Raw genomic sequence first — 15,631 nt, forward strand, 5'->3', positions numbered from 1 at the left:
CTCCTCGAGATCGTCCTCGTCTACCCCGTGCAATCTGCGATCGGGACAGGGCGTGATCAGGACATGGCGCGGCGGCCCTCGAAGGCGCGGCCGAGGGTCACCTCGTCGGCGTATTCGAGGTCCCCGCCCACAGGGAGGCCGGAGGCGAGGCGGGTGACCGGGATGCCGATGGTCTTGAGCATCCGCACCAGGTAGGTCGCCGTCGCCTCACCCTCGAGGTTGGGGTCCGTGGCGATGATGATCTCCTGGATCTGCTCGTCCGAGAGCCGGGCGAGCAGCTCCCGGATACGCAGCTGGTCCGGTCCCACCCCGGCGATCGGATTGATCGCACCTCCGAGGACGTGGTACCTGCCGCGGAAGGACCGCGTCCGTTCGACGGCGATCACGTCCTTGGACTCCTCGACGACGCAGATCATGGTCGGATCGCGGCGAGGGTCGCGGCAGATCGCGCACTTCTCCTGCTCCGCCACGTTCCCGCAGATGGTGCAGAACTTGACGCGTTCCTTGACCGTGGTGATGGCCGTGACGAGGCGCTTCATGTCGTCCCCGTCCGCCTCCAGGATGTGGAACGCGAGGCGCTGGGCCGATTTCGGACCCACGCCGGGCAGGCGCCCGAGCTCATCGATCAGCTCCTGCACTGCGCCTTCGTACACGGTGGTCCCTCTTCTACTCTCAGGTGATGGTGCCGGCGATACAGCCGGCCGCCCTACTTCTCCGGCGCGGTGGCAGGGAGTGTCCCCTCCATTGTCCGCCCTACCGAGCCGCGGATCGGTCGCCGCGCAACGCGGCGGTTAAGCCCTCAGCGTTGCCCGCCTGACTGCCCGTCCGGGCAGGGAGGTCACTGGCCGTCGAGGCTTCGTTCCTCGATCAGGCGCCCATTGAGGATGCGCTCGATCGCCCTGCGGCCGACCAGCCCGGACTCCTCGATGGTTTCGTCGTCGGCGCTGGGCTCGTCCTCGACGAAACGGAGATCGGCGGTTCCCCGGGCAGCAGCAGCCTCCTCGGCCCGCTTCCGTTCGGCCTCGTCGAGAAGCTGCTGGTAACGGCTGACGGGCTTCTGCCGGACATTCTCGGCTGATGCGGGGCGATCCGGCGCAAGCACGCCGGGCCCGGCAGGTGCCGGGCTGCCGGAGCGAGGACCCGTAGTGCTCCCCGGACCGGCAGGAGCCACCGGCGATCCGCTCCCGCCGACGCCGAGTGTTGGACCTGTTGGACCTGCTGGACGTGTCGGGGACGGAACCGTGCCGGCTTCCGGGGCGGAGGGCACCGACCCGATGGCGGGGCTCCACACCACCGACCGGGACGCGTCGGGCTCTGGAACCTGCGGCAGGACCGCGGGTCCGGGACCCTGGGACACGGCCGTCTGCGTGGGAGTGCGGACGGGCGCGGGTGCTGAACCGGGGACGGACGTCCGGTCAGGCGTTCGGCCAGGCGTTCGTTCAGGCGTTCGTTCAGGCCGAACGGAGGGGCCGGCCGTTGCTCCAGTGGAGGGTGCCGGCACCTGCTGGCCGGAGCGCCGGGGCGCCCAAGCTGTCGGAACGGCTCCACCGGCCCGATCAGATGCTGGACCGCCGGCCGGAGGGACTGGTGTTCCCTGTGCGCCCGAGTTCCGGCGCTCATAGGGATCCTCCGGTACTGCGTTCCAGCCGGGACCCGGGTCGAAGGCCTCTTCCGGCGGCTCGACGAGCGCCCATGAGTCATCCGACATCGACGGATCCCAGGCGCTGACCGCTTCGGTCGTCGGGTCGCCGGCTGCAGGGGCTCCGCCGGCACTACGGGGCTTCCCGATGGCCGGCGCTGCAGAGCGGGATCCCTGCAGTCGGCGCCCGCCGGAAGGGCCGTCCGAGGGGTCCGAAGTCGGCGCAGGTGTTCCTGCCGGATGGCTGCCGCCGCGCGACCGCTGGGGGCCCGGCGTGCGGGCAGGGACCGGGCCGTCGGACCCGGAGGAACCGGGCGTGCCGGCAGGTGCCTGGACATCAGGCCCGGTGGCACGGGGTCCAGCGATGACGGGCATTCGACCCGGCCCAGGTGTAGCTGCTCCCGGCAGGGCGGAGGCACCGGTGTCCCCGGCGGGGCTGACTACCGGCTGCCGGACGCCGGCGGTTGCGGACACAGCGGGGCCGGCCGGCCCACCGGCATCGGCGCCGAGGGCTGCAGCGGAACCGCCGGGCTGACTACCGGGCTGGCCGTCGGAATGCGTGCTGGGCCGAGGGCCCGGCTGGGCGTCGGGGTTCCTGCCAGGGGCAGCCGTAGGGCCTGGCTGGCCTGCAGGACCTCTGCCTTCCGGAGGCTGCGGAGAACCGGGGGAACCGCTCGGCGAGCCGCCGCGGAGTGCCGAGGGCGCCGAGGAATCAGGGCCCGGGGTGCTACCCGGGGCCGTCTGGCTGGCCGGTACTTTTGGGCCCGACTCACCCGCCCCGCCGGCGTCGTGGACCGCCTCGATGGAACACGTGAGGCCCAGGACCTTGTGGATGGCCTGCTTCAGGTTGTCCACGTGGGGCCCGCGCTGGAACCCGATGGCGTTGCCCTGGTTGGCGAAGGCCAGGACCAGTTGATTGCCCTCGAACGATCGCGGCTTGGCAGACACGTTGACGATGAGCCAGGTGGCCCGCTTGATCCGGGCGACCTCGTCCATGATCTCCGGCCATGCCCGGCGAACCATCTCGACGTTGCCCCCGGAGGCAGCAGGCCGGCCTTGCGGGGCCGTGTCGGGCCGACGGACCTCCTGCTGCCCCTGGCCGCCCTGCAGTGGTCCCTGCTGTGGGGCGTCGTCCTGGTCCGGTCGCCGTCCTGCTGCGGGCGCTGCGGGCTGCTGCCCCTGCGCCATCGGCTGTTGCACCGCCGGCTGCCGTTGCTGAGGTGTAGCCGTCGTGGACTGCACCGGCGGACCCTGCTGGCCGAATGGAGCCGTGGATCCGGGACGGGGGGATTCCTGCGGGCTCGCCTGCGGGCGCTCCGTCGCGGGAACGTCCGCTACCGGCGGGGCCTGCCCCGCGGGGTTCGCCGGGCCGGCTGCTGCCGGCTGCCCGGACGGCTGCGTTGAGGGCTGCTCGGACGGCTGCGACGGCACCGGGTCGGAGAACGCCGAGTCCGTGGACACGCCCCAACTGCCGCCCCAGTCGGGGGACGAGTCCCGGACGGGCGTGCCGGAGGAGGGCTGGACGCGGGAGGCGGCCGGTGCCGCGGGGGAGGGGACGCCGGGCACAGCAGCCGGAACCGCAGGGGCTTCCGCTGCCGGCTCCGCAGGGGGAAGCGACCAGCGGGCGGCGGCTTCCTCAGCGGTCCGGGGTACGCCGTCGAGTCGTGTGCGTGCTGGTGCCTTCGGTGCGTCGTCCACCTCCGCCGCCGGAGCGCCGGCGGCGTACTCGAGGCGTCGCTCGATGCGGTCCACGCGCGCCAGGGTGCCACGCGCGGTGGCGTCCGCCGCGGGCAGCAGGAGCCGTGCGCACAGCAGTTCGAGGTGCAGGCGCGGGGAGGTGGCTCCCGTCATCTCGGTGAGCGCGGTGTTGGTGACGTCGGCCGCCCGGGAGAGTTCACCGGCGCCGAGCTGGTTCGCCTGGGTGCGCATGCGGTTGAGCTGGTCGTCGGGCACGCCGCGGAGGATGGACGCGGCGCCTTCCGGCACGGCGTTGATGACGATCAGGTCCCGGAACCGTTCGAGGAGGTCCTCGACGAAGCGGCGGGGATCGTGGCCCGTCTGGATGACGCGGTCGACGGCATTGAAGACGGTCGCGGCGTCGCCGGCGGCCACCGACTCGACGACGTCGTCGAGGAGCGTCGCGTGGGTGTAGCCGAGGAGCGAGACGGCGAGTTCGTAGTCGAGCCCGTTCTCACCGGCCCCGGCCATCAGCTGGTCGAGGACCGAGAGGGAGTCACGGACCGAGCCGCCCCCGGCCCGGATCACGAGCGAGAGCACGCCGGGCGCCACCGGCACGTTCTCCTGGTGGCAGAGCAGCTCGAGGTACGCCAGAAGCGGCTCCGGCGGGACCAGCCGGAAGGGGTAGTGGTGCGTGCGCGAGCGGATGGTGCCGATGACCTTGTCCGGCTCCGTGGTCGCGAAGATGAAGAGGATGTGCTCGGGCGGCTCCTCGACGATCTTCAGCAGCGCGTTGAAACCCGCCGACGTGACCATGTGCGCCTCGTCGATGATGAAGATCTTGAAGCGGTCACGCACCGGGGCGAAGGTCGCGCGTTCGCGGAGGTCGCGGGCGTCGTCGACACCGCCGTGGCTGGCGGCGTCGATCTCGATGACGTCGAGGCTGCCCGACCCGTTGCGCGCCAGTTCGACGCAGCTGTCGCAGGTGCCGCACGGCGTGGAGGTGGGGCCCTGGGCACAGTTGAGGCATCGGGCGAGGATGCGGGCGGAGGTCGTCTTGCCGCAGCCACGCGGGCCGGAGAACAGGTAGGCGTGGTTGATGCGGTCCTTGTCGATGGCCGCCATCAGGGGTTCGGTGACATGCTCCTGACCGATGACGTCCGCGAAGGTCTCGGGACGGTAGCGGCGGTAAAGGGCTGTACTCACGAAGAAACCTTATCGGTTGGTACTGACGGTTTGCATGCCGGTGCAGGCGACGGAGGGAACAGTGCTGACGGGTCCACCACCCACGGCTCACGGGGCATCCGGCCGGGATCGAACACGGCCAGGGCTGCCTCGAACGACCCGCCAGGAAGGCCGAGGGAGGCCAGGATGACGTCCAGCACCGCAGGCGGCGCCCAGCCCAGCCGGGCAAGGTCCTCCAGTGTCACAGCGCCGTCCCGTTTTGCCAAGCGGCGCCCCTCCTGCGAGACCGCGAGGGGAACGTGGGCGTAGACGGGGACCGGCAGGCCGAGCAGCGAGGCGAGGTAGGACTGCCGTGGGGCGGAATCGAGCAGGTCGTTCCCCCGCACCACCTGGTCGATGCCCTGCGCGGCGTCGTCGATGACGACCGCGAGGTTGTAGGCGATGACGCCGTCGTTCCTCCGGAGTACGAAGTCGTCGACCGGCGCGGAGACGCGGCCCGCCAGCAGGTCCTCGACGCTCCAGGACTCCACGCCGGACTTCAGGCGCAGCGCCGGACGTCGCTGCACGCGCAGCAGGACGCGTTCGGTCTCACTCAGGCGGCGGCAGGTGCCCGGGTAGAAACCGGGCCGGACGTGGGGCGCGCTTGCCGCTTCGGCCACGTCCCGACGTGTGCAGAAGCACTCGTAGACCAGGCCGCGGTGAAGGAGGCCGTCGAGGGCCTGTGCGTAGCGGTGGCCCTGCTCGCTCTGGCGGATGACGGGTGCATCGGAGCGGATCCCCAGAGCGGCGAGTTCGGCCAGCTGGTCGGCCTCGGCACCGGCACGGACGCGGTCCAGGTCCTCGATGCGGATCAGGAAGTCCCGGCCCGTGGAGCGGGCGAACAGCCAGGCGAGGACGGCGGTGCGGAGGTTCCCGATATGCAGTTGCCCCGACGGGCTGGGAGCGAACCGGCCGGCGCCCTGGTGTGCCACCTTCCGACCTCCCACTGAGTGCGCCCTTAAAGTGAAGACCCCCCATGCACCTGCCAGAGCCCGCTTACCCTTGCTACCTTCCGGTCCTGGGGGAGTTCACAGGATGACACCACATGAGGGGCCGGGAAATAGTCTACACAGTCGGATGGGCCGCTTTCGAATCGGCGGGAACCGCCCCGAAAGGACACGATTCGGCAGTATCCGCTTGTATGGGTATTCTGGTATCTGCTCCAAATGAGGAGGATTCGCCTAGCGGCCTATGGCGCACGCCTGGAACGCGTGTTGGGTTAACGCCCTCGGGGGTTCAAATCCCCCATCCTCCGCCTTGTTGCTACAGACAGCAGGACCCCGGCTCCGGCCGGGGTCCTGCTGTTTAAGCGGACGCCACCCCGGAAGTGCCGTCGGCCGCAGCCCCCGTCACGCGGCGGATGCGCCGCTTCGCGGCCGCCTCGGCCGGCCCCTCGGGTCCGAGGCCCAGCCGGATCATCCCGAGCACCAGCCGCACCGCGCTCCGGAGGGGCAGGGCAATCGGTCCGAGGGACGGCACCCTCAGGCCGAGCATCTCGCGGTGCCTCGGTTGGAGCGTCGCCACGGCCCCGGCGAACAGCACCTGGTACCCGAGGCGCTGGGACCACGGGAGCGGCGGACGGCGGATGTAGGTCAGGGCCTCCCGTACCTGGTCGCTGGTCGTGAGCTCGCCGTCGAACGCCGCGAGCTGGGACCGCAGTTCGGCCTCGGAGCGCGGCGGGTCCTCCAGCCCCATCAGCTCCCCGGCCTGCGCCCACTCGGCCACGTACTGGTCCACTCCACCCGGAATCGGTCCGCCGTAGGAGGCATGGGCAGCCACGAACGCATCGGTGAACGCGAGGTGCACCCAGCGGATGAGGTCGGGGTCGGCCGCGGAATAGGGTTTCTCCTCACCCCGGCTGTCGACGTAGGTGCCGTGCACCCTCGTGTGCAGCCGCTGCACGAAAGCCGAGCCCTCCTGCGCCGCGACCCTGGAGCCGTACGTGACCGTGAAGATCCAGCGGATGGTGTTGGCGAGCCGGCCGAGCGGCTCCTCGCGGAAGCTCGAGTGGGCATGCACCCCCGCCATGGCTCCGGGATGCAGGGCCTGGAGCAGCAGGGCACGGATGCCGGCCACCGTCGGCGTCATGGAGCTGTGCACGGTCCAGACGGCCGAGCCGACCGGGAAATAGCCGGCGTCATCGCCCTTCTCGAACTCGAACTGCCACTGGGGGATGGCGGGATCACCGTCCGTGAAGGTGGTCCGGAGCTGTGTCTTCCACGTGCCGATGATTCCCATACGGTGACCCATCCTGTTCATGACCTGCGGCCGGCCAGGCGCTATGCGCTCGCGGCCGTGCGGCCGCCGTTCCTTCCAACGCATCCCCGTGCCGATTTGCTCCGTAAGCATTCGCTCCGCGCCATAGCAATACGCGTCACAGCCATCCGCGATACGGTGCGGTACGAAGCAGGAGCACACCGACCCACCAGGAGCAGCCATGTCCTCGTCCGACCTGTACGGCATCGACCTCACCATGAATGACGGCAGCCGGAAGTCCTTCGGCGATTTCCGCGGCCGCCCGGTCCTGGTGGTGAACGTGGCATCGAAGTGCGGGTTCACCCCGCAGTACGCCGGCCTCGAGGAGCTGTACGGCAGGTATGCCGAGGACGGGCTCGTGATCCTCGGGATGCCCTGCAACCAGTTCCTGGGACAGGAACCGGGGAACGACGACGAGATCGCCGCCTTCTGCTCGACGACGTTCGGCGTGACCTTCCCGCTGCTGGCCAAGGGCGATGTGCGGGGCAAGGACCAGCACCCGCTGTACCGGCAGCTCACCACGTTCAAGAACGGGGCCCTGCCCGGGCTGGTGAAGTGGAACTTCGAGAAGTTCCTCGTCGGGCGCGACGGCGAGATCGTGGCGCGCTTCGCCCCGAACGTGGAGCCGGACGCTCCCGAGGTCATCGCCGCGATCGAGGACGCACTGGCGCGCGCCGCTGCCTGAGCCTCTCAAGCGCTCCGCGTGGAGGAGCCGGCCTCAGCCCAGCAGGGCGACGCAGCGCGCGAGGAATGCGGCCCCTGCCTCCTCGTGGATGAGCGAGCCCTCCGTGAGGATCTCGTAGGGCTTCGCGGGCACTCCGTCCGCGGGCCGCACGTCGACGTGCGCGACGTCGAAGCCCTGCCCGTGCAGGTAGTCGGCCATCGCGTAGTCCGTGCGGGAATCGCCGACGGTATGCCAGGTCCGGGGGATGTCCAGGAGCGGCGCGACGAGCGTCAGCGCGCGCTCGGCCCCCAGGTCCTTGCCCACGCGCACGGACTCGATGTCCGTGGAGATGATGGTCGGGTCGACCCGGTAGTCGATCTCCCCGTTGCTGTCCGGCTCCTCGCGGTCCAGTCGGCGGGCCCCCATGTCGTGGCTGTGCAGAATGTCGAGGGCGTCGTCGTCGAACGAGCGCTGGGCCGCGAGGTAGTCGGCGTTGGTCGCATCGAGCGACTGCTCCACCGACACCATGGAGAGCTTCGTCTCGTCGAAGAACATGAGATCCGAGTACTTCTCCTCCACAAGGTCCCGTACGTCGTCGGCGAAGCTCCTCGGAAGTGCGAGCTCGCGGTCGACGAAGACCTGGCCGGCGCCGTCTTGCGTGAAGGAGAACCAGGTGGCGCCCTTCTCGCAGACCGCATGGAAGGTGATCCCGGCCGGAATGCCCGTGGCCAGCATCGGCCGCATCACCTGCTCGCGGATGAAGGCGTCGGAGCGGCCCGTGTTGAACACGACGGGCCAGCCGGCGGCGGCGAGCGTGAGCAGGTCGGCAATGATCCCGGCCGGGACCGTCCGGGTGAGCGGGCTCGCCACGGGCCCGTCGACGTCGAGCAGGAGTCCCTGGACGGGCTTCCCCCGCTCGGCGGCAGGGGCGGTGGGGGCGTCGGGCAACAGGTCGATGGGGGCATCCGTAGGCATGGTCCCATTATGTTCCGGAGGTGCGCACTCCACCCATTCGAGCCGGTCGTCCCGGCTGGTCGCCACGTCGTATCGGATCAGCGCATCGACGAGGTGGCGGCATGGCCTGCCGCCGGTCAGGCGGTCCTTACTGCGCGCGTCATGTACGAGCTGTGCGGATCATCCGTGTAGGAGCCGAAGGGTGGGCACGGCTCGAAGCCGTGCCTCGCATAGAGTGCCCGGGCGGATGCGAAGAACTCCATGCTTCCGGTCTCCAGGGAGATACGACCGACGTGGCGTGCTCGGGCATCCTCGAGCACGTGATGCAGCAACTCGGACGCTATTCCCCCCCCCCCCCCCCGCAACGCGGGCTCGGTCCGCATGCTCTTGAGCTCCTCATGCCCTGGCTCCAGCGCCGCCAATGCGCACGTGCCCGCTATCCGCCGTTCGAGCCGGGCGACCCACAGCCTCACACCCGGCTGCCGCAGGGCAGCCAGGTCCAGCGCGTGCTGGCTCTCTGGTGGCGACTCCGGTGCCATATCCGCCAGGTGGTCGTTCAGGAAGACCTCGAGGGCGGGATCTTCGAAGTCGGCGGGCTGGATGGTGCACGTCATGGGAATCAAGGATAGTGGCCCCATTTCAGGAGCATTTCAGTGTCCCCCGCGGACGTCCTTCCAGGGAGCCCCGAGCCCCCCGGATTCACGCCTGCGCGTCCCCGTCGCTGCGTAGGGACTGGATCATCCCGGTGAGCACCCTGCGGGCGGCGGACTGCTCCTCCGGCGTCATGCCGCTCAGCATCCGGACCTCGACGGAGCGGACAGCGGCGGTCGCTCTCTCAAGGCTCTGGCGACCACGGGCGGTGAGCTGGGTAGGGGACACCCTTCCGAGGCGGGCCTCGACCGGCCGTTCCACGTATCCGTCCCGCTCCAGAGCCTGTAGCAGCACGTTCATTGATTGCCGGGTCACGAAGGCACCCCGTGCGAGCTCGGAATTCGACAGACCTGGGCGCTGTGCCAGCAGCTCGAGGCATGAATAGTGCGTCACGGTCATGCCGAGCGGTCGCAGGACTGCTTCCATGGCGGCTCGGAGCTCACTCGACGCCTCCTTCAGCAGGTATCCGAGGGATGTCTCGAGGTTGATGCCTTCTTGACTCATGTCAGAAGTCTGACATACCGTACTTTTTGTCAGATAACTGACACTTACGGAAGAAGCTCCTGATGCCCGTTACCGGCCCCGATTTCATCTCGCTCCAGGTTCGCGACCTGCACGCATCACAAGCGTTCTACGAGCAGTACCTCGGCCTCGTCCGGACCCATGCCGGCCCGCCCCACGCCGTTGTCTTCGAAACGACCCCGATCGCCTTCGCGCTTCGGGAGCTCCTGCCGGGTACCTACCTCACCTCCGCTGTCCAGCCTGGTATCGGGATATCGGTCTGGTTCCATGCCACCGACGTCCAGACCATCCACGATGCTCTCGCCTCTGACAATCACCCGATCGTCTCACCGCCGATCGACGGACCCTTCGGCCGCACCTTCACCTTCTCCGACCCCGACGGCTACTACATCACCCTCCACGACCGGGGCTGAACCCGACAACGCAGGCTAGGACGGTGAGCGGATGCGTTGCGGGTGGCCGGACCGGCAGGTCACCTCTTGTTCATCAGGGCACCAGCGAGTATTCATTAGGGCACCAGCGCGCGGCGTGGCTAGCTTGAAACCTACGCCTACCGTGGAGGCCCGCTGTGAATGAACTCCCAGAACTGCCCGATCACCCATACCGGACTGATGTGCACCTTGCTGTGGCAGGTAGAGCCGCCAGTCGACGCCAGGAGTGGTCTCCCACTCCACCGCGGCCGCGGTCCCATCAGGGGAGCGGGGGACACGGCGAGGTGCCGGAACCGGCGGGATGGCGCGCTGCACCCGGGCCCGCCATCGGCCCGAGCCAGATGAGTCCCGGAGATTTCTTCCCCTCGAGCCTGCGGATGCTCGGTGCGATCGAGCTGGCGGTCTTGCACAGCAGGGCACAGCGAGCCGTGGATGCGGCGACGGATCACGGAACACTGGACCAGGAAATCGCCTTCCGTCTCGAGGAACTCCGCGAGGAACTGGACCTGCGGGATGCTGAGCATGCGCACCAGCTTTCGTGGGTGGATGTGGGCAGCGGCAGGAGTCGTGTGGCGCAATCCGGGCGCCGTCAGCTGGTCGCGTCAATAAACCGTGTCGCAGCAAGGGCAGTCCTTCTGGCGATCGTCTCGGTCGCCCGTCCGGGAGTTCGGAAGCGCCCTCAGCGAAGGCCCGGCGGTTTCGGCACGCCCTGATGTCCGGGGATCAATTCCTGGTCGTATCGTCGGCCGAGCCGGATTTCACCAGCCGGCGAAGGCCGCCCTGGGGAGGTACTGGAACCGGCACGGGCCAGCGGGGCCGCAGGTCATCACCGAGTGTCACGCCCTGGAGCTTCCTGTGGACGAGGGGCACTATCCAGTCATTGATCCAGCGCCGCTGTGCCTGCTCCCACTGCACCAGGGTTCTCGACTGAGGGGGCTGCCAGTCCAGCAGGGTCATGGAGTGCCCTACACCCAGGATGTCGAGGACCTTGGACGCCAGGTATTTGTGGCCGGCCTTGGACATGTGGAGGCGGTCCGGGGCCCACATGCGCGGGTCGCGGTATGCCTCGAAACCCCAATAGTCCACCAGGACGGCGTCGTACTTGTCGGCGATGCGGCGGACACCGTCGTTGTACAGATGGTTCCGTCTCCGGAAGATCCGTAGCGCCGGGGTGACGTCGACGTCGTATCCCGTGAAGAGGAGCAGCGTGGCTCCGGTCGTCGCGAGGCCGGCGACCAGCTCCTCGTAGTGCTGGAGCACACCGGTGATGTTCGTCCGAGCGTCCAGGATGTCGTTTCCACCGGCATAGAGCGTGATCAGGGTGGGCTTCATGGCGAGGGCCGGATCGAGTTGTTCGGCCGCGATCTGCCGCAGGCGCTTGCTGCGGACCGCGAGGTTCGCGTATTCCCATCCGGGCTGGTTCTTGGCCAGCTTCTCCGCCACACGGTCGGCCCAGCCTCGCACGCCGTTGGGGAGATGCTTGTTCGGATCTCCTACGCCTTCCGTGAAGGAATCTCCCAGCGCCACGTACCGGCCGGCCGGCAGGCTCCGTCCCGGGGTCACAGGCGAAGCAGGGCATGGTCGGAGATGGTCTCCTCGTAGTGCTGGACGAGCGATTCGCAGAGCACGGGCCAGGTCCGTCCCTGCACGCTGGCGAAGGCCGCCTGGGAGAATGCGGCACGTTTTGCGTCGTCACCCACGAGGTCGACCACCTGGCTTCGCAGCTGCGCCAGGTTTCCGGGGTGGTACAACCATCCGGTCCTTGACGAGTCGACCAGGTCGAGAGGGCCACCCCGTCCCGTGGCCACCACGGGAACTCCTGAAGCCATCGCCTCCTGAATGGTCTGGCAGAAGGTCTCCAGCTCACCGGGATGGATGAAGAGGTCCAGGCTGGCCACCGCAGCGGCCAGGCGCTCGCCGCCGAGGAAGCCGGTGAAATGGGCACCGGGAAGGGCGGATTCGAGAGCCGGCCGGAGGGGGCCGTCACCGATGATCACCAGACGGGTGTTCTCGATATCCGCAAGGACCCGGAGGTCATCGACCTGCTTCTCAGCAGCGAGCCGCCCCACGTACCCCAGAAGCTTCACTCCCTGCGGTGCGATGCTCTCCCGGAAGGAATGGCTCCGTTTGCCCGGATGGAACCGGGAAGTGTCCACTCCGCGCCGCCACAACCGGACATTGGGAATGCCGCGCACCTCCAGCTGGCGTATGGCCGATGTCGAGGGTGCCAGGGTGCGGGTTGCTCCGCCGTGAATGTGCTCGACCCTCTGCCAGGCCCAGCTTTCGAGGAGAGGTAGGCCGTATCGTGCTGCATACCCGGGGATGTCCGTCTGGTAGACGGCGACCACAGGGATACCGAGTCCTGCGGCCGCGCGGAGCGCACGCCATCCCAACTCGAACGGGGAGGCAAGATGGACGATGTCCGGCGCGAAATCCGCGAGGATCCGCCGAACCCTGCTGACTCCGCCGACAGCCACCCGCACACTGCTGTAACCGGCCAATGGAATCGACGTCAGCCGTACGACGCGGATGTTGTGCTCCAGGCCGGATTCGACCGGGTCTGCGCTGGACGGTGCGATCACCAGCACGTCATCCCCGCGGTCCGTGAAATGGTCGAGCATTCTCTGGATCGAGTGGGTGACCCCGTTGACACTGGGCAGGAAGGTCTCGGCGACAATTGCAATCCTCACCCGTCCACTGTTCCAACCGGTGTTGATCGTCCGGCAGCAGACAGGTATCCGCTCGCCGACAGGTCGGTGAACAGGAAACGCCGGGGAACCTCACCGCCCCCATCGACCCTGCGGTCTAGAACCAGGACTGCGGGAGTGAGGCCCGGAACGGCTGGGACATCGTTTTCAGGTACGTGGCGGTGACGTGGTTGTCGTCCTTGTAGACGATGACATTACCGATCACAGCGGGGCAGCGGTCCGACGGACAGAAGAAGTCCGAGAAATCGAGAAGGTGCAGGCCCGGGACATCGTTGCCGAAGTCCGGCGGCATCGAGTTGTCGGCCAAGGTCGCCGACCTGCTGTTGCCGCACTTCGGATCATCTGGGCCACGCTCTTCGATACAGGAACGGACGTTTCCAGGCATTCTCGGTGTGTCCCGAATGGCGAGAACCTCTATTCCCGCATCCGAGAACTGCCGGATGATCCCGATCCAGGTGGGATCGAGGACTTCTCCTCCACCCGGCAGTGTCTGCGTGCTCGTGGTGACGACCACGTCCGGCTTGCGCTCCAACACGGTCGCGATGAGGTCGCGATTGTGCGCCAGGCAATCCGATCCGACTTCGGGATCGAGGCTCAACGGGCAGAAACCGCGAGTCACCGCTTCTACCGCCCACCCTTCCTCGGCTGCCACCTCGAGGACCGGGGTCGCCCAGACGTGTGCATGTGAGCTCCCGACGACCATCAGGCTGCGCGGTGCCTCCGGCCCGACGGAGTTGTCGCAGATATTGACTGCGGTCGCCACGTCGCTCTGGCAACCGCCGGCGAACACCGGCCAGTCATCCCGGATATCCGAGAGCTCCGGGAGGAGCGCGGCGTCCGCGGCAACTTCATCGACGTATCCGGGCAGAAGCGACAATGCGCCGGGATTGTCGGTGTCCGCCCGAGCCGACGCCTGTTCGGTCTGAACGCGCAGGCTCTGCTGCCAGAACGCCACGGGCGCCGCGACGAGAGCCACGCACACAGCGAGGACGACGACGGCGCGGCGGCGCTTACGATCCGCCCAGCTCAGGGCCCGCATGGGCTGTTCCACGAAACGCGTGGTCAGGTGTGCCAGGACCAGCGACACCCCGATCACGAGGAATCCCCCGACGAGTCCCGGGGATCCACGGTCCTGCCAGACCAACGCCAGCACCAGCACCGGCCAGTGCCACAGGTACAAGGCGTAGGACAGATTCCCGACCCTCACCAAGGGTCTCGACGCAAGGAACCGGTCCGCGCCGAAGCGGCTGCCCGTCTGACCCGCGATGATCACGAGGGCAGCGGCCGTAAGCGGCCACAGTGCCACGTACCCCGGGAACTGCCCCTGAACGTCGAGAACGACACCCGCGCTGAGCATCAGGACAAGACCGACCCAGCCCGCTACGACCCGCAGGAACCGCGGCAACCGGGCGGACGGCAGGGCAAGAGCGAGCAGCGTCCCGAACGCGAACTCCCAGAGGCGGGCCCGGGTATCGAAGTACGCGTATGCCTGACTCGTGGAGGTCTCCCACACCGAGAAGGCGAGCGAGACCACGAACAACCCGCCGAACACGAGCAGGACGACACCACGGAACTTCAACCGGTACCGTCGGGCGACCACGGCACTGAACAGGAACAGGAGGGGCCACAGGATGAACACCTGACCCTGGACGGAGAGCGACCAGAAATGCTGCAGCGGACTCGCGAGGCTGTCGTCCTCCGCGTAGTAATCGACCGCGTTCGACGCAAGCACCCAGTTCTGCACGTAGAACAACGACGCCCACGACTGCTCCAGGATGTCCGGCCACCGGGACCTCTGAACGAGCAGGAACGTGGCAACGAGGACACCGATGATCACGACGACCACAGCGGGCAGCAACCGCTTGAACTGATGCAGCCAGTGCCGCACCAGATCGAAGGGCTTCCCCGACTCGACCTTCCGCATGAAGGAAAGGGACAGCAGGAACGCGGAAATCAGCAGGAAGACATCAACCCCACCGGACACCCGCCCGAACCAGATGTGGTACGAGACCACCATCAGGACGGCAAGCGCACGCAGCCCCTGAACCTCAGGACGGAATCCGCGCCCAGCACTGCGGGACCTACTAGGGGGGAGAGCAATGCTCGCTTCAACAACCGCCACGAACGGCTCTCAGGGTAGACACGAGGAAAGAGTCTATCGTGGCCGGCCCCTCGATCTTCGTAAGCCGGCGCCCGGGCCGCGAGGGCGGGTCGTCTCCTAAGGGGAGACAGGGGCCCACCGGCCTTCCGCTGGGACTACGCTCGGCGCTATGACGACCAACCAGCGCCTCGAGCCGCTGCTCGAGCAGTACGACTGGGCGACGGAGCGACTTCTCAGTCGCCTCGCCGGGCCCACCAGCAACTCAGGTGATGGCAGCGACGTCGACGTACCGGTGCTGACGGACGCCGAGTACCTGTGGGAGCCGGTCGACGCATGCTGGTCGGTGCGGAGGCGCGCCGACGGGCCCGGACCGGGCGCCGTCAAGCTCATCGGCGCGGGGGAGTGGGGGCGGGACGGCGCCCCCGAAAGCCCGTGGCCCCCGCCTCTCACGACAATTGCCTGGCGGCTCGACCACCTTTCCGAGACACTGCTGGGCCGCTCCAGCCACCTCGGGGGCGACCGGACGTTCGATCGGGCGACGTACGAATCACTGCCGGACGCAGCCGGCGCCATCGAGAGGTTCCGCGGGGCCGCGGCCGACTGGCGTCGGGTACTGATCGGTGTGGACGAGTCCGATTACGACCGGACCGGGTTGAGCAGTTACCCGTACGGCAGCGACGCCGAGGAGACATTTCCGACGATCGTGTGGTGGGAGAACCAGGAGATCCTGCACCACGGAGCTGAGATCGCGCTCCTCCGCGACCTCTACGTTCACCGAGCCCGGTAGCGACAACCTGAGGCCCG

General features: G+C 68.3%; 13 protein-coding genes, 1 tRNA gene and 1 other RNA gene. 4 read left to right on the forward strand and 11 right to left on the reverse strand.

What is annotated here, in order from left to right; all coding sequences use genetic code 11:
• Window positions 1-56: 56 nt before the first annotated feature.
• From recR to ffs, 4 genes are all read right to left on the reverse strand, one after another.
• Complete coding sequence (gene recR, locus ACX80I_RS14825; RefSeq protein ID WP_459345880.1) at window positions 57-653, reverse strand: recombination mediator RecR; 597 nt, start codon at window positions 651-653, stop codon at window positions 57-59.
• 185 nt (window positions 654-838) lie between these two features.
• The gene (locus ACX80I_RS14830) at window positions 839-4,522 is read right to left on the reverse strand and encodes a DNA polymerase III subunit gamma and tau (RefSeq protein ID WP_459345881.1); all 3,684 of its coding nucleotides are present in this window, start codon (window positions 4,520-4,522) and stop codon (window positions 839-841) included.
• Window positions 4,519-5,472, reverse strand: coding sequence for a tRNA glutamyl-Q(34) synthetase GluQRS (gluQRS, locus tag ACX80I_RS14835; RefSeq protein WP_459345882.1), 954 nt, complete (start codon window positions 5,470-5,472; stop codon window positions 4,519-4,521). The genes ACX80I_RS14830 and gluQRS overlap by 4 nt, the downstream gene beginning before the upstream one ends.
• 30 nt (window positions 5,473-5,502) lie before the next feature.
• Window positions 5,503-5,598: signal recognition particle sRNA small type (ffs, locus tag ACX80I_RS14840), an RNA gene on the reverse strand.
• Between the two features lie 112 nt (window positions 5,599-5,710).
• Here ffs and ACX80I_RS14845 point away from each other — a divergent pair.
• Window positions 5,711-5,795: transfer RNA gene (locus ACX80I_RS14845), tRNA-Ser, on the forward strand.
• A 50-nt stretch (window positions 5,796-5,845) separates the two neighbouring features.
• Here ACX80I_RS14845 and ACX80I_RS14850 read toward each other — a convergent pair.
• Window positions 5,846-6,778 carry an oxygenase MpaB family protein gene (locus tag ACX80I_RS14850; protein ID WP_459345883.1) on the reverse strand — a complete coding sequence of 311 codons (933 nt, stop codon included), beginning with the start codon at window positions 6,776-6,778 and terminating at the stop codon, window positions 5,846-5,848.
• A gap of 199 nt (window positions 6,779-6,977) precedes the next feature.
• Here ACX80I_RS14850 and ACX80I_RS14855 point away from each other — a divergent pair, with 199 nt between their 5' ends.
• Window positions 6,978-7,481, forward strand: a complete 504-nt coding sequence (locus ACX80I_RS14855) for a glutathione peroxidase (RefSeq protein WP_459345884.1) — start codon at window positions 6,978-6,980, stop codon at window positions 7,479-7,481.
• A gap of 33 nt (window positions 7,482-7,514) precedes the next feature.
• Here ACX80I_RS14855 and ACX80I_RS14860 read toward each other — a convergent pair whose 3' ends face one another.
• The 3 genes from ACX80I_RS14860 to ACX80I_RS14870 all read right to left on the reverse strand — a co-directional run bounded on the left by ACX80I_RS14860 (window position 7,515) and on the right by ACX80I_RS14870 (window position 9,569).
• Entirely contained in the window at window positions 7,515-8,435 is a 921-nt protein-coding gene (locus tag ACX80I_RS14860) for a Cof-type HAD-IIB family hydrolase (protein WP_459345885.1), read from the reverse strand.
• 116 nt (window positions 8,436-8,551) lie between these two features.
• Window positions 8,552-9,028 carry a GNAT family N-acetyltransferase gene (locus ACX80I_RS14865; RefSeq protein ID WP_459345886.1) on the reverse strand — a complete coding sequence of 159 codons (477 nt, stop codon included), beginning with the start codon at window positions 9,026-9,028 and terminating at the stop codon, window positions 8,552-8,554.
• A gap of 85 nt (window positions 9,029-9,113) precedes the next feature.
• On the reverse strand, window positions 9,114-9,569 hold the full coding sequence (locus ACX80I_RS14870; protein ID WP_459345887.1) for a MarR family winged helix-turn-helix transcriptional regulator: 456 nt from the start codon (window positions 9,567-9,569) through the stop codon (window positions 9,114-9,116).
• Between the two features lie 62 nt (window positions 9,570-9,631).
• Here ACX80I_RS14870 and ACX80I_RS14875 point away from each other — a divergent pair, with 62 nt between their 5' ends.
• Entirely contained in the window at window positions 9,632-10,000 is a 369-nt protein-coding gene (locus ACX80I_RS14875; protein WP_459345888.1) for a VOC family protein, read from the forward strand.
• A gap of 741 nt (window positions 10,001-10,741) precedes the next feature.
• Here ACX80I_RS14875 and ACX80I_RS14880 read toward each other — a convergent pair.
• From ACX80I_RS14880 to ACX80I_RS14890, 3 genes are all read right to left on the reverse strand, one after another.
• Complete coding sequence (locus ACX80I_RS14880) at window positions 10,742-11,581, reverse strand: SGNH/GDSL hydrolase family protein (RefSeq protein ID WP_459345889.1); 840 nt, start codon at window positions 11,579-11,581, stop codon at window positions 10,742-10,744.
• Window positions 11,578-12,708 carry a glycosyltransferase family 4 protein gene (locus tag ACX80I_RS14885; RefSeq protein ID WP_459345890.1) on the reverse strand — a complete coding sequence of 377 codons (1,131 nt, stop codon included), beginning with the start codon at window positions 12,706-12,708 and terminating at the stop codon, window positions 11,578-11,580. The genes ACX80I_RS14880 and ACX80I_RS14885 overlap by 4 nt, the downstream gene beginning before the upstream one ends.
• A 115-nt stretch (window positions 12,709-12,823) precedes the next feature.
• On the reverse strand, window positions 12,824-14,848 hold the full coding sequence (locus ACX80I_RS14890; protein ID WP_459345891.1) for an acyltransferase family protein: 2,025 nt from the start codon (window positions 14,846-14,848) through the stop codon (window positions 12,824-12,826).
• Window positions 14,849-14,996: 148 nt separating this feature from the next.
• Between ACX80I_RS14890 and ACX80I_RS14895 the strand changes: the two genes are divergently transcribed.
• The gene (locus ACX80I_RS14895) at window positions 14,997-15,614 is read left to right on the forward strand and encodes a DinB family protein (RefSeq protein WP_459345892.1); all 618 of its coding nucleotides are present in this window, start codon (window positions 14,997-14,999) and stop codon (window positions 15,612-15,614) included.
• Window positions 15,615-15,631: the final 17 nt, after the last annotated feature.

The sequence above is a fragment of the Arthrobacter rhamnosi genome (assembly GCF_054510855.1).

Excerpts from the sequence above, each read along its gene's own strand:
- ACX80I_RS14850 (WP_459345883.1), bottom strand. The coding sequence starts at position 6,778 with ATGGGAATCATCGGCACGTGGAAGACACAGCTCCGGACCACCTTCACG.
- ACX80I_RS14855 (WP_459345884.1), top strand. The coding sequence starts at position 6,978 with ATGTCCTCGTCCGACCTGTACGGCATCGACCTCACCATGAATGACGGC.
- ACX80I_RS14860 (WP_459345885.1), bottom strand. The coding sequence starts at position 8,435 with ATGCCTACGGATGCCCCCATCGACCTGTTGCCCGACGCCCCCACCGCC.
- ACX80I_RS14865 (WP_459345886.1), bottom strand. The coding sequence starts at position 9,028 with ATGACGTGCACCATCCAGCCCGCCGACTTCGAAGATCCCGCCCTCGAG.
- ACX80I_RS14870 (WP_459345887.1), bottom strand. The coding sequence starts at position 9,569 with ATGAGTCAAGAAGGCATCAACCTCGAGACATCCCTCGGATACCTGCTG.
- ACX80I_RS14875 (WP_459345888.1), top strand. The coding sequence starts at position 9,632 with ATGCCCGTTACCGGCCCCGATTTCATCTCGCTCCAGGTTCGCGACCTG.
- ACX80I_RS14895 (WP_459345892.1), top strand. The coding sequence starts at position 14,997 with ATGACGACCAACCAGCGCCTCGAGCCGCTGCTCGAGCAGTACGACTGG.